Source organism: Streptomyces sp. NPDC002133, assembly GCF_040296405.1.
Lineage (GTDB): Bacteria > Actinomycetota > Actinomycetes > Streptomycetales > Streptomycetaceae > Streptomyces.
On the sequence record NZ_JBEOXF010000006.1, the window covers coordinates 207,248 to 219,750 of the forward strand.

Consider the following 12,503-nt stretch of genomic DNA (forward strand, 5'->3'; position numbering starts at 1 on the left):
CCCACCCGTGCCTGCGGCAGGCCCGCACACCCGACGGCTGCACCGATCGGCTCAGCCTGCTTGCCACCAGGGCTGTCGTGCTCCCAGGGGGTGGACATCCGGAGGGACAGAAGGGGCTTGCTACCGGCTGATGTCGCACTGGCATCGCCCGCCGATGCTCCATTTTCCACGACAGGGATCTTGGGGGTATTTTTTATGGAAGGGACTGTTAAGTCGGAATACGGGTAAAACGGACTCGCGGCCTCCGGAGAGGCCATGCGCTGTATGGCCGAACATTTCGTCGCGGAAGGTGGACGAGCGTGCGGCAATACGATCTTGTGGTCCTGGGGGCCGGCAGCGGCAACATGCTGCTCAACGAGGAACTCGCTCATCTGCGTGCCGCTGTCGTGGAGCCGGACCGTTTCGGTGGCACGTGCCTCAACCGAGGCTGTATTCCGAGCAAGATGCTCGTCGTCGCCGCCGACGCGGTCGAGGGCGCGCGGACGGCAGCGCGGCTCGGTGTCCATGCCACCGTTGAGCACGTCGACTGGAAGGCCATCCGCGACAGGGTGTTCCAGCGCATCGATCCGCTGCACGACAGCGCGCTGAACTACCGCAGGGACAACGGCGTCGACGTGTACACCGAGGAGGGGCGATTCGTCGCGCCGAAGGTGCTGCAGGTGGGAACCGAGAGGATCACCGCTGACACCTTCGTCGTCGCGGCCGGGTCACGGCCGGTGGTGCCGAACATCCCCGGACTCGACACCGTGCCGTACCACACCTCGGACACCATCATGCGGATCGACGAAGTGCCCGCATCCCTGGCCGTCATCGGTGGCGGTTTCATCGCGGCGGAGTTCAGCCATGTATTCGGCGCGTTCGGTGCGGATGTCACGATCGTGCAGCGGGGGCCGCGCCTGCTGATGGCGGAGGACGAGGAGGTCTCGGCGCGGTTCACCGAGCTCGCGTCGCAGCGACATCGCGTCCTTCTCGATGCCGCCGTCACCTCCGTCGAACGACGTGGTGACGACGTTGAAGTCGCCGTGACCTGTCCGGGTGGCGACCATGTCGTCCGGGCCGCGACGCTGCTGGTCTGCGTCGGCCGTCGGCCCAACACCGACCGGCTGGGCGCGGTTGCCGGCGGACTGGAACTTGACGAGCACGGCCACATTGCGACCGACAGTGCCTACCGCACCTCAGTACCGGGGGTCTGGGCACTCGGCGACGTGGTGAATCACTTCCAGCTCAAGCACATGGCCAATGCCGAGTCGCGCCTGGTGCGGTACAACCTGCTCCATCCGCAGGGCGTGCGCACGTTGGCCAACAAGGTTGCGCCGCATGCGGTCTTCACAAGCCCGCAGATCGCCGGCGTCGGATTGACCGAGCAGGAGGCGCGGCGGCGCAAGATCGAGTACCTGGTGAGTACCCGTGGCTACGCTGAGACCGCGTACGGATGGGCGTTGGAGGACACCACCAGCTTCGTGAAAGTCCTGGCGAATCCTCTGGATCGTACGATCCTCGGTGCCCACATCATCGGCCCACAGGCGGCGACGCTCATTCAGCCATTGATCCAGGCGATGACACTGGGCCTGACGGTGGACCGGATCGCCCAGGACGTGCTGTACATCCACCCCGCGCTGACCGAAGTCGTCGAACAGGCTCTGCTGGCCTTGTAGTCCCGAAGAAGCCATCTCATGTGGCGTGTTCGCGGCTTGCGTCCGTGAGGTACGTGGAGCGTCCGGTACCGGATGAGCCGGGGAGCCTTCGGTGTCAACTCGGCCCGGTCACTCCGGTGTCGGCTGCGCCGAACCTCGCACTCCTGGCTGACAGCGACAGCGAAGCGCAGGGGTGGGCGGCGGCGGAATGCGGTGGGTGCTGGAGTCGTGTGCAACGGGGCGACGGCTTCGTCCGGGAACCGCCCGCGAAGGATCGGCGGCAGGCGGCGGCCGGGTCAGTCACCTGCGGAGACGTTGGCCGTCAGACGCTCCAGGAGGGACTTGGCAGCCTCGGTCTCCCAGGCGGTGAAGCCCACGGCGTCCCCCACGGCGGCGGGGATGGGGCGAGCACGCTCTTGGAGCTCGACCCCCTGCTCGGTGAGAGAGATCTGAACCGAGCGCTCGTCGTCCACCTGACGCTCGCGCCGGATGAGCCCGTTTGCCTGCAGGCGCTTCAGCAGCGGCGTCAAGGTCCCGTAGTCGAGCTGCAGCAGCGTGCCCAGAGTCTTGATGGGGAGGGCGCCGTGCTCCCACAGCACCAGCATCACCAGGTACTGCGGATAGGTCAGGTTGAGTTCCTCCAGCAGCGGGCGGTAGCGATTGGTCATCGCGCGCTGCGCCGCGTACAGCGCGAAGCACAGCTGGTCCTCGAGCAGCATGCTGGCCGTGGCGGCGCCGGCCTGCTCGACGTCCGTCTCGATGTTGCCCATCATGACTCCTCTCCCACGTGAATCTTTCGCACTAGCAGCATACTCCACAATGTTTTAGTGCACAATTATATTGTGCACACTTGAAATGGGCGTTTCGGTGCCAGTGCATCACGGATCCCGAGTGCACTGCACTGTCGCGGCATGAAGCCGACTGCTGCCCGCGGCGGCGCCGGTCCGCGGCCGCATGTCCGATCCGCCCGGGGCTGTCCGCAAGCGGCTGTGCACGCACCGAGGCCGGTGCCATCGGTTGCTCCGTGACGGTCCCAGGATCCTGATCGGCCCATGGCGGGCCGGCTCCCGAAGTGGCCATCCCTGATCACGGAGAGTGAAACGCCCGGGTGTGCAGCCCCAGGGCCTGGCCGACCTCGCCGCATTCGCCCGCGGTCTGCCGGCGCCGGCCCTGATGCGGCGACCGCTGATCGCATCGTCGTCGGCGGGATTGTGCCTGTCCGTGGCGCGCCCCGGACTCCTGCGGCGAAATCGCGTGGGCCTGCTCGGACCCCCGGGCCCGTCCGCCCAGAGATACCTTTGTCACACTCTAATTTGTCACGCTTTACTTGCGTGCGAGTTAAGTGGGGGGTAGGTTTCCTGTCAGGTTGGACCGCGCGGATGAGCCACCCCTTCGGCCATCACCGTCGTCCGCCGTAGCGGCCGGGGGCGCGAGTCGCCCCTTGGCTGCGACCACTACCTGTTGAACCGGTGACGCATGGGATGCGTAGTTCACCGACGTCAAGTAACAAGGACACCTCCCCCCATGAATCTGAAGCTCGAAATGATCGTGCTGCCCGTCTCCGACATCGGCCGGGCCAAGGCCTTCTACGAGAAGGTCGGCTTCCGCCTGGACGTCGACTACACGGCCAACAACGAGTTCCGGGTCGTGCACTTCACGCCGCCCGGATCCGAGTGCTCGATCATCTTCGGCGAGGGGATGACGCCCATCGCACCCGGCTCGTTCCAGGGCCTGTATCTGATCGTTTCCGACATCGAGGAGGCCCGCGCGGAGCTGGTCGGCCGCGGTATCGAGGTCGGCGAGATCTTCCACGACGCAGGCGGTCTCCTTCACCACGGCCACGAGGGCGGGGACGTCACCCACCGCGGCCCCGGACAGGAGCGGCTGGCCGGCCTGCACCCCGAGCGCGCCTCCTACGGCTCCTACCTCACCTTCAGCGACCCGGACGGCAACGGCTGGGTGCTCCAGGAGGTCTCGCAGCGCCTCCCGGGCCGCTGACCCCCCAAGCCTCCCCACGTGGACGGGCAGTCACCAGCCCGGACGGCGGCCCGGCCCTTTCAGTCCCTGGGGTGCGGCATCGGGGAGGCCCAGCGGTCGGATCCCCTCGCCGAGCGCAGGGCGAAAACAGGGCCAGGACGGCCTGACAGCTCTCGCACTCCGGGGTCGGGCGCAAAGGTGCGCCCCACCTCCCGGCGGCCCACCTGTCACGGGGGCCGCGTCGACCCGGCGGCCGTTGCACGGACGGCACGGTGAAGGACCAGCGCGCCGCGGTCAGGGCCGGGCGCCGAGAGGCAGTCGGCGCGTGGGGAGCAATCCGCTCCCGTTCCCCCACGAACTGACGGTGCGGCTCTCGGGCCGTCCGGTGGCGGGGAAGCGGCGGCGCAGGGCCCGTGGCCGGCCGCCGGTCACAGCCCTTCCGACGGGCGCTGCGGCGGCGGCGAGCCGTAGTCCAGCAGATGGGCCGCGGTGCGAGGCCCGGTAAGCCCGACCTGCCCACAAAGGCCGCACCATCCCACCGAGTTACAGAAGCAGAGCAGTGATGAACGGAGCAGTGATGAACGAGGCAATCCGCACCTACGACGTGATCGTCATCGGTGGGGGGCCGGTCGGCGAGAACGTGGCCGAACGCGCCCGCGCCGCAGGGCTCAGCACCGTGATCGTGGAGCGCGAACTCCTCGGCGGTGAGTGCTCGTTCTGGGCCTGCGACCCGAGCAAGGCGCTGCTGCGGCCGGTGGTGGCACGCGCGGACGCGAGCCGCGTACCCGGACTGAACCCGGCGGTGGCCGGCCCGCTGGACGTCGAGGCGGTCCTCGCACACCGCGACAAGATGTCCTCGTACTGGAAGGACGAGGACCAGGTCGACTGGCTCAACTCGGTCGACGTCGACCTCATACGCGGCCACGGCCGCCTCACCGGCCCCAAACAGGTAGCCGTGCAGACCCCCGAGGGCAACACCATCGCCCTGACCGCCCGGCACGCCGTGGCCGTCTCCACCGGCACCCGCGCCGCCCTGCCCCCCATCCCCGGACTCGACACCGTCCGCCCCTGGACCAGCCGCGAGGCCACCAGCGCCGACAAGGTGCCCGGCCGCCTCGCCGTCGTCGGCGGCGGCGTCGTCGCCGTCGAAATGGCCACCGCCTGGCAGGCCCTCGGCTCCCAGGTCACCATGCTCGTCCTCGAAAACGGACTCCTCGAGCGGATGGAACCCTTCGCCGGCGAACTCGTCACCGACGGCCTGCGCGAAGCAGGCGTCGACATCCGCTTCAACACCACCGCCACCTCCCTGACCCGCGAAGGCGGCAAGGACGGCGAGGTGCAGATCACCCTGACCGACGGCACACACCTGACCGCGGACGAGATCCTGCTCGCCACCGGCCGCGCCCCACAGACCCGCGACATCGGCCTGGAGACCGTCGGCCTCACCCCCGGCGACTGGCTCACCGTCGACGACACCCTCCAGGTCACCGGCATCGACGGCGGCTGGCTCTACGCCGTCGGCGACGTCAACCGCCGCGCCCTGCTCACCCACCAGGGCAAATACCAGGCCCGCATCGCCGGCACCGTCATCGGCGCCCGCGCCAACCAACACCCCATCGACACCACCCCCTGGGGCCCCCACGTCGCCACCGCCGACCACACCGCCGTCCCCCAAGTCGTCTTCACCACCCCCGAAATCGCCTCCGTCGGCCTGACCACCCGCGACGCCGAGCACAGCGGCCGCCGCATCAAGGTCGTCGACTACGACCTCGCCCACGTCGCCGGCGCCCACCAGTACACCGAGGACTACCGCGGCCACGCCCGCATCCTCATCGACACCGACCGGGACACCGTCGCCGGCATCACCTTCGCCGGCCCCGGCGTCGGAGAACTCGTCCACTCCGCCACCATCGCCATCGCCGGCGAAGTACCCATCGAACGACTCTGGCACGCCGTCCCCGCCTTCCCCACCCTCGGCGAAATCTGGCTGCGGCTCCTGGAGACCCACCGAGGCTGACCCGCTGCCCAGGCCCGGGGGCCGGCGCGAGGTCCAACGCCCCGTTCCGGTCCCCGCCGCCCGACGGTCGAGCCCACTGCAATCCCGGCCGGCACCACCTTCCCAGGCCCCGGCACGGGCCCCCGGGACGGCTGCGGCACCGGCGGGAAGGTTCCCTTCCGACGTGGGCCCAGCTTCGCCGGCTCCCTCGCAACCGAGGTGTTCGGCGACTTCGACGACACCGAACGCTGCCCGGCGCACAACTCCGAAGCCGAGGTCGCGCTCGGATTCGCCTCCGGCAAGGCAGCCCTGCAGAGCGGGCGCCGGTCCGTCCCGTCCCTCGTCATGGCCGGCCGTGACTTCGCCGCTGTGGTCCGCAAGCGTGAGCGCATTGAACTGGCGACCCGGCACGGTAGTTGACAGGGCAAGGAAGTGCTCTATCCTTGTCGCAGCAAGCAGTCGGCGGTGCGGGTTCTCTGGCGTTTCGGACGCGGACAGAGTCGCGCAGCGCCGGCCATGCGGCAATGAGGGCTCCGCGGACTCGGCTCCTGCACCCCGGTCAGTGCACCGAAGCAGTCGGCCGGTCATCCACTTCGAGCACGGGATGCCTTCGGCCGGCGCGGGGTTGGAGGGATGAGACGCCCGTCTCCTGGTTTCCCCCGGACCGGGGGGCGGGTCTTCCGTATGCGGCGCGTCGGCTTCGGACGTCCTCCGTGGCACGAGAGCGGGCGCGCCGTTCATCGCACCGACCACATCCACCAGCGGCAGGCTTACGCGCGGCATGTCCGGGCTCCGGTGGGACCGCCCTGCGAACCGGTCCGTAGAACGACCCCATCCTGGCGCCCAGCTGCGAACCACCGATACGGAGGAATGCGGATCGCATTCTCCGAAGAAGCACGCTCACGGCCGTCCCTCACTCGGGCCGCTCCCCAACGGTGCGGGTCTCGGGTCTTGCCGTCGGGTGGTGCTCCCGGTGCACCGTCGGCGGTCGGGTCCGGCTCGGTCCCGGGTGGCCCGTTCCGCGAGGCCGTTGCAGGGTGAGCGGGATGAGACCCGTCAGCCCTCCCGTGTCGAAGCCGCTGGACGTCGAGGCTTCCCGTCCGCGCAGAGCGCCGTCTCGTACGCTGCTCTGGCCGGCGGGGCTCGCGGTGGTGTTCACCGTCACCCAGTTGGCCCTCGTGGTTCCCGGTTCCGGTCTGGGGTGGGACGAGACGGTCTATGTCAGCCAGGTCGGCGGGAATGCTCCTCCCGCGTTCTTCAGTGCGCCCCGCGCACGGGGCATTTCGTACCTCGTCGCACCCGTGGCCGGTGTCACCGCGTCCACGACCGCAATCCGGGTCTTTCTTGCCCTGCTGTCCGGGGGCGTCCTCCTGGTGGCTCTGTGGGTCTGGCGGAAGGTCGTACCCACGCCGGTGCTGACCGGTGCGGGCGCCTTGTTCGCCGGGCTGTGGATCACCCTGTTCTACGGCCCGCGGGTGATGCCCAATCTGTGGTGTGCGTTCGGGGCGCTCATCGCCGTCGGCTGGTTTCTGCGTGCCACCGCGGACACCGCCGGCCGCCGGTGCCGTGCGTCACTCGCCGGTCTGGGGGCTGCAGTGCTCGCGGTGACCCTGCTGCGGCCTGCGGATGGAGTGGGGCTGGCCGTGCCGCTCGCCGCGGCGGTCCTGCTGGTTCCAGCCTGGCGCCGCCGCCCGGCGGTGCCGGCCGTACTCGTGGCCGGGCTGCTGCTCGGTGCGGCTCCCTGGGCCGTCGAGGCATACGCGCACTACGGCGGACTTGCGGCCCGGCTCCGGCGTGCCGGCGAGATCCAGGGCAGCATGGGCTGGCACATGGCCGTGGACGACCATGTGCGGGCCCTGGCCGGGCGCACGCTCTGCCGACCATGCGATGTGCCCTGGCAGTACCCGATCACTGCTGTGTGGTGGTTCGTGCTGCCGTTGCTCGTCCTCGGCGGCATCGCCGCCGCGTTCCGCGCCCGCCGGGGCGCCGCTGCGGTGGTGGCGACCGTGACCGCGGCAGCGCTGGCAGCGCCGTACCTGTTCACGATCGGCTACGCGGCGCCCCGCTTCCTGCTCCCCGCCTACGCCCTGCTGGCCGTCCCCGCGGCTGAATGTTTCGTGTTCCTGCTGACCTCGGTCCGCCCGGCGCTGAGACCGGTGACCGCGATCCTGCTCGCCGTCGGAATCGTCGCCCATCTCGGCGTGCAGTACGCAGTACTCTCCCGCGCGGTCGCCGGCAGCCGTTCCACCCGCGAGAACTTCACCGCGATCTCCTCCGCGCTGCACCGGCTGGGTGTGCGTCCGCCCTGCATGGTCAGTGGCCATCAGGCCGTACCGATCGCCTACTACGCGGGCTGCTCCTCCCGCCAGCCCGGCGGCCACGACGCCAGCATCTCCCCGGACGGCATCGCCGCAGCCGCGCGCCGCATGCCGGTGGCCGTCATCGTGGCCGCCCACGGCGCCCCGCCTCCGTACGCCCGGACCTGGCGGTTGGTACCCCTGCCGCACGCCCCCGGCCGGGACCACTACGCCGCCTACCTCGCACCCGGTACGACCCACACGGAGGGAGACACCCCAAGATGACCGCGCCCCGCACCGGCAATCGCGCCCGCCTCGGCCACAGACTCCGCTATGCCTCCCGGCACCCCGACCGCGTCGTGCCGTATCTGCGCCGACTCGGCCGCGACTGGAGGCTGCGGCTCAACGCCCGCGACCACGTGGCCTACTACCGCGCCGTGATGAAGGCGGACACCGCCAAGAGCCCATCAGCCGCGGTCGGCAGCGCGACCGAGGAGCGTTGGCTCGCGCTCGGCGAGATGCAGTTCGACTATCTGCTGCAGCACGGGCTCACCCGTGAGGACCGGATGCTGGAGATCGGCTGCGGCAATCTTCGCGCAGGCTGGCGATTCATCGACCATCTTCACACCGGGCACTACTACGGCATCGACATCTCTCCCGAGATCCTCCTCGCAGCGGGCGACACCCTCGCCGCGCGCGGACTCCAGGCAAAGCTCCCGCACCTCGCCCTCGTCCGCGATCTGCGCCTTTCCACCCTGCCGTCCGGGTACTTCACGGTGGTGCACGCGCACAGCGTGTTCTCGCACTCGCCGATCGAGGTCATCGACGAGTGCCTCCGCCACATTTCGCGGGTCATGGCCCCGGACGCCTTCTTCGACTTCACCTTCAACCGCACAGAGGCCAAGGAACACCACGTTCTGCGCGAGGACTTCTACTACCGCGTCGAAACACTGACCGAGCTCGCTGCCTCCCACTCGCTCTCGGCCTGCCTCATGGAGGACTGGGAGCAGCTGCCCCACAAGCAGTCCAAGGTCCGTGTGAGGCGCTGAGACGCGTCAGGCGCCCCGGAAGCAGGGACCGACGAGCGACGAGCGCCTGCAGGCTGTCCACCGAGGCAAACGAAAGCCGACGTCGGAGGGGCCGCGCCGTTGCAGCGGCGCGTGACGGGACATCCGTCTGTCGGCGCGGGAGGCGAGTTCGGCGCCGGCGGTTCGCCGCCGCAACGGCCGCGGTGCCGAGCTCGCCCGTCCCGGCCTGCCGGCGGCATCGACATGCCCGAAGCCGGTGCGGTCTCCCTGACCGGTCAGTGCCGCGGACGCATGCGCAAGAGAGGCGGACGGGCAAGCATGTCCCATCGGGGGCGGCACCCGTAGGTTCGACACGGGTGGCGCCCATGGCGCCGCTCCATCTGCCGTTCCGTGCACGTAAGGCCATTCCATGACCACCGCAGAAAACAACAAGTCCACGATCCTCCTCGTCCACGGCGCCTGGCACAACGCCTCGTGCTGGGAGAAGTTCGTTCCCGAACTCACGGCGCGAGGCCGGCACGTCGACACGGTCGACCTGCCCAGTGCCTCGGCCGACGCTGAGAACACCGCGGGGATGTACGACGACGCGCGCGTCATCCGCGAGCGCGTGGAGGCCGCCGAGGGGCTGGTGACCGTCGTCGCGCACTCCTACGGCGCCATCCCCGCCACGGAGGCCGTCGCGGACGCGGCGAACGTTTCCCGGCTCGTCTACCTCTCCGCCTTCATGCTCGATGCGGGCGAGTCGATCGACAGCCTGTCCGGGGGGAAGTTCTCAGGCAGCGACAGTGCGACGATGTCCGCGTTCGGGCACTACGAGGATCCGAAGACCACCTTCTACGGCGACGCCGCCCCGGACGACGCGGAGCGCGCCGCCTCGCGGCTGGTCCTGCAGACGACCCGGTCCTTCTGCGAACCGCTGACCACGGCCGCGTGGAAGGACGTGCCCTCCACCTACATCATCGCCGAGCAGGACACGGCCCTCGCACCGGAGTTCCAGGAGGCCATGTCGGCCCGCGCGGAGCGCTCGTACCGGCTGGCCTCGGGGCACTCCTCCTTCCTGTCCATGCCCGCAGAGCTGGCCCAGCTGATCACGGCGGACGCCGACCGCTGAGACGTCGTCCGGTAAGGGGCGGCAGCCCGCGCCGGGGCGGGCGGTGGTCGTCTCGCCCTCGGCGTACATGGCGACGTCCCTCGCCCCGCCGCAGTCTCCGCGGCCGCGATGCCGCCGACCTGCTGGTCTTCCCCGTCCTGGCCCGTGACAGGCAAGCCCTGGTCGACCTCGTGCGCAGCACCCTCAGCCCTCTGGAACGGGCGCGCGGCGGAGCCCGTCCACTCCTCGACACACTCACCGCCTACTTCGACACCGGCTGCGTGGCCGCAGAAGCCGCACGCCGACTCTCTGTGAGCGTACGAGCACTGACCTACCGTCTGGAACGCATCCACACCCTCACCGGCACCGACCCCGCCAACCCCGTGCACCGCTACACCCTGCAGACGGCTGTCATCGGCGCACGCCTGCTCGACTGGCCCAACAGGCGGCTTTGATCCGGAGCGGCCTGTGATGACGCTCGCCGTGGTCGCGAACGACCGGGCCTGCCGTACGAGGGCGTCCCGTTCGGGACGGAGGGCGCGCACGGTATCGATGTCGAGCCGTTCGGTCTCAGCGAGGGTCTCCGGGCGACGGAGAGTTCACCCGGCGACCAACGGGGCTGGTTCGGTCGGGTGGCTTGCCGGCTCCCGCTGGTGCCGTGCTCTGATCCAGGACGGTCTGATGCCTCGGAGGCAACCGAAGGGCATTGCGGTCGGGGTGCCCCACGTGGACCTCCACGCGCGCCGTTCCCACTGAGCCCTCGCAGGATGGGCCCATGGACGTCACCGAGGTACTCCTGCCCGGCGTCGGGCTGCGCTACGAGTTCACCACTCATCGAGGCGACCGGATCGGCGTCGTGGCACGGCGAACAGGGGACTTCGAGCTCGTCGTCTACGAGGCCCGGGATCCCGACGCGGGAAGGTCGGTGCTCCAGCTCAACAGCGAGGAGGCGGACACGGTGGCCGAGATCTTGGGGGCACCGCGGATCGCCGAGCGGTTCGCGGATCTGACCAAGGAGGTGCCAGGACTGCTCTCCGGGCAGGTCGAAGTACAGACGGGCAGTGCGTATGACGGCCGGGCGCTGGGCGACACCCGGGCTCGCACACGCACCGGAGCGTCGATCGTCGCTGTCGTCCGCGGCGACGACGTGATCGCCTCACCCACCCCCCAGGAAGTTCTCGCCGGAGGGGACATCCTGGTGGTGATCGGTACTCACGAGGGAATCGCGGGCGTGGAACAGATCGTCCAGGGCTGAACGTGCGTACTCCCGTCACCCTGCTGCTGGAACTGGGCGTCATCCTCGCTGCTCTGAGCGTGCTCGGGACGCTGGCGCGCCGCTTCACCCTTTCGCCCATTCCGCTCTACCTCCTCGCAGGGCTGGCGCTCGGTGAAGGCGGCATCGCACCCGTTCCCGCAGCAGGGGAGTTCGTGGAGACGGGTGCGTCGATCGGCGTCGTCCTGCTCCTGCTGACCCTGGGCCTGGATTTCTCGCCGGTCGAGTTCACGGCCAGTATGCGCAGCCACGTGCCTTCCGCCATGATCGACGTGGTGCTCAACGCCGCCCCGGGCGCGGTGGCAGGGTGGCTGATCGGGCTCGACGCGATCGGCATCCTGGCCCTTGCCGGGGCGACGTACATCTCGTCCTCGGGCATTGTCGCGCGGCTGCTGGCCGACCTCCGCCGACTGGGCAACAGGGAGACACCGTCGATCCTGTCGGTGCTGGTCATGGAGGACTTCGCCATGGCCGCGTACCTACCCGTGCTCGTCGTACTCGCCTCGGGCGGCCAGTGGTGGCAGGCCACACTCGGTGTCCTCGCCGCCGTGAGCGCCGTGGTCGCTGCCTTCATCGCCTCGTACCGGTGGGGCCACCACCTGGGCCGACTCCTCGCCCACCCCGACGCAGAGCAGCTCCTGCTGCGCGTACTCGGCCTGACTCTGATCGTGGCCGCTCTGGCTGAACTCGTCCACGCCTCGGCCGCCGTGGGTGCCTTCCTCGTCGGACTCACCCTGACCGGCGAAACCGCCACCCGCAGCCGGGCCGTGCTGAGCCCTCTGCGTGACCTGTTCGCAGCCGTCTTCTTCCTGGCCATCGGACTGTCCATCGCCCCCGAGGACCTGGTGCCCGTCCTTCCCACGGCGCTGGCCCTGGCGGTAGTCACGATCGTCACGAAAGTGCTCACCGGCTGGTACGCCGCCTCACGCGACAAGGTGGGGCGGCGAGGTCGGCTGCGTGCCGGAACCGCACTCGTGGCGCACGGCGAGTTCTCCCTCGTCATCGTCGGTCTCGTCGGCACCACGCGCGGCATACTCGGCCCCCTGGTCGCCGCGTATGTCTTCATCCTCGCCATCGCAGGCCCAGTCCTCACCCGCCTGGCGGGCGCTGTCCCTCTCCAGCCGGCTCGACGGCCGGGCGCTTGCAAGAGCAGGGCGGGCTGAGGGCGTTTCCTCGCTCCGCGGCCGCCGCCGTGCCCGATTCCGCGA

At 69.7% G+C, this 12,503-nt stretch carries 10 protein-coding genes and 1 pseudogene; 10 read left to right on the top strand and 1 reads right to left on the bottom strand.

All coding sequences use genetic code 11. From position 1 onward, the window contains the following. Positions 1 to 299: 299 nt before the first annotated feature. A complete protein-coding gene (locus ABT078_RS10390) occupies positions 300 to 1,655 on the top strand; it encodes a mycothione reductase (protein ID WP_351225914.1) in 1,356 nt (451 codons plus the stop codon). Positions 1,656 to 1,930: 275 nt separating this feature from the next. Here the strand turns inward: ABT078_RS10390 and ABT078_RS10395 are convergent, their stop codons facing one another. Beyond that, positions 1,931 to 2,407: a MarR family winged helix-turn-helix transcriptional regulator gene (locus ABT078_RS10395; protein ID WP_351225916.1), complete on the bottom strand. Its 477-nt coding sequence runs from the start codon at positions 2,405 to 2,407 to the stop codon at positions 1,931 to 1,933. Between the two features lie 751 nt (positions 2,408 to 3,158). Here ABT078_RS10395 and ABT078_RS10400 point away from each other — a divergent pair. From ABT078_RS10400 to ABT078_RS10440, 9 genes and pseudogenes are all read left to right on the top strand, one after another. Next, entirely contained in the window at positions 3,159 to 3,632 is a 474-nt protein-coding gene (locus ABT078_RS10400) for a VOC family protein (protein ID WP_351225918.1), read from the top strand. A gap of 556 nt (positions 3,633 to 4,188) precedes the next feature. After that, positions 4,189 to 5,628 carry a dihydrolipoyl dehydrogenase family protein gene (locus ABT078_RS10405; RefSeq protein WP_351225920.1) on the top strand — a complete coding sequence of 480 codons (1,440 nt, stop codon included), beginning with the start codon at positions 4,189 to 4,191 and terminating at the stop codon, positions 5,626 to 5,628. Positions 5,629 to 5,826: 198 nt separating this feature from the next. After that, the gene (locus tag ABT078_RS10410) at positions 5,827 to 6,027 is read left to right on the top strand and encodes a hypothetical protein (protein ID WP_351225922.1); all 201 of its coding nucleotides are present in this window, start codon (positions 5,827 to 5,829) and stop codon (positions 6,025 to 6,027) included. 626 nt (positions 6,028 to 6,653) lie between these two features. Further along, positions 6,654 to 8,189 carry a glycosyltransferase family protein gene (locus tag ABT078_RS10415; RefSeq protein WP_351225924.1) on the top strand — a complete coding sequence of 512 codons (1,536 nt, stop codon included), beginning with the start codon at positions 6,654 to 6,656 and terminating at the stop codon, positions 8,187 to 8,189. Further along, positions 8,186 to 8,953 carry a class I SAM-dependent methyltransferase gene (locus ABT078_RS10420; protein ID WP_351225926.1) on the top strand — a complete coding sequence of 256 codons (768 nt, stop codon included), beginning with the start codon at positions 8,186 to 8,188 and terminating at the stop codon, positions 8,951 to 8,953. Before ABT078_RS10415 ends, ABT078_RS10420 begins: the two co-directional genes overlap by 4 nt. Before the next feature lie 388 nt (positions 8,954 to 9,341). Continuing rightward, positions 9,342 to 10,043, top strand: coding sequence for an alpha/beta hydrolase (locus tag ABT078_RS10425; RefSeq protein ID WP_351225928.1), 702 nt, complete (start codon positions 9,342 to 9,344; stop codon positions 10,041 to 10,043). 110 nt (positions 10,044 to 10,153) lie between these two features. Beyond that, positions 10,154 to 10,477, top strand: a pseudogene (locus tag ABT078_RS10430) (PucR family transcriptional regulator); the annotation flags it as partial. Between the two features lie 320 nt (positions 10,478 to 10,797). Continuing rightward, positions 10,798 to 11,277, top strand: coding sequence for a cation:proton antiporter regulatory subunit (locus ABT078_RS10435; RefSeq protein WP_351225930.1), 480 nt, complete (start codon positions 10,798 to 10,800; stop codon positions 11,275 to 11,277). 2 nt (positions 11,278 to 11,279) lie between these two features. Next, entirely contained in the window at positions 11,280 to 12,458 is a 1,179-nt protein-coding gene (locus tag ABT078_RS10440; RefSeq protein ID WP_351225932.1) for a cation:proton antiporter, read from the top strand. Positions 12,459 to 12,503 lie beyond the last annotated feature (45 nt).

What these genes read in the sequence shown, in the direction of transcription:
- ABT078_RS10395 (WP_351225916.1), bottom strand. Translation starts at nt 2,407, where the DNA reads ATGATGGGCAACATCGAGACGGACGTCGAGCAGGCCGGCGCCGCCACG.
- ABT078_RS10400 (WP_351225918.1), top strand. Translation starts at nt 3,159, where the DNA reads ATGAATCTGAAGCTCGAAATGATCGTGCTGCCCGTCTCCGACATCGGC.
- ABT078_RS10405 (WP_351225920.1), top strand. Translation starts at nt 4,189, where the DNA reads ATGAACGAGGCAATCCGCACCTACGACGTGATCGTCATCGGTGGGGGG.
- ABT078_RS10435 (WP_351225930.1), top strand. Translation starts at nt 10,798, where the DNA reads ATGGACGTCACCGAGGTACTCCTGCCCGGCGTCGGGCTGCGCTACGAG.
- ABT078_RS10415 (WP_351225924.1), top strand. Translation starts at nt 6,654, where the DNA reads ATGAGACCCGTCAGCCCTCCCGTGTCGAAGCCGCTGGACGTCGAGGCT.
- ABT078_RS10420 (WP_351225926.1), top strand. Translation starts at nt 8,186, where the DNA reads ATGACCGCGCCCCGCACCGGCAATCGCGCCCGCCTCGGCCACAGACTC.
- ABT078_RS10425 (WP_351225928.1), top strand. Translation starts at nt 9,342, where the DNA reads ATGACCACCGCAGAAAACAACAAGTCCACGATCCTCCTCGTCCACGGC.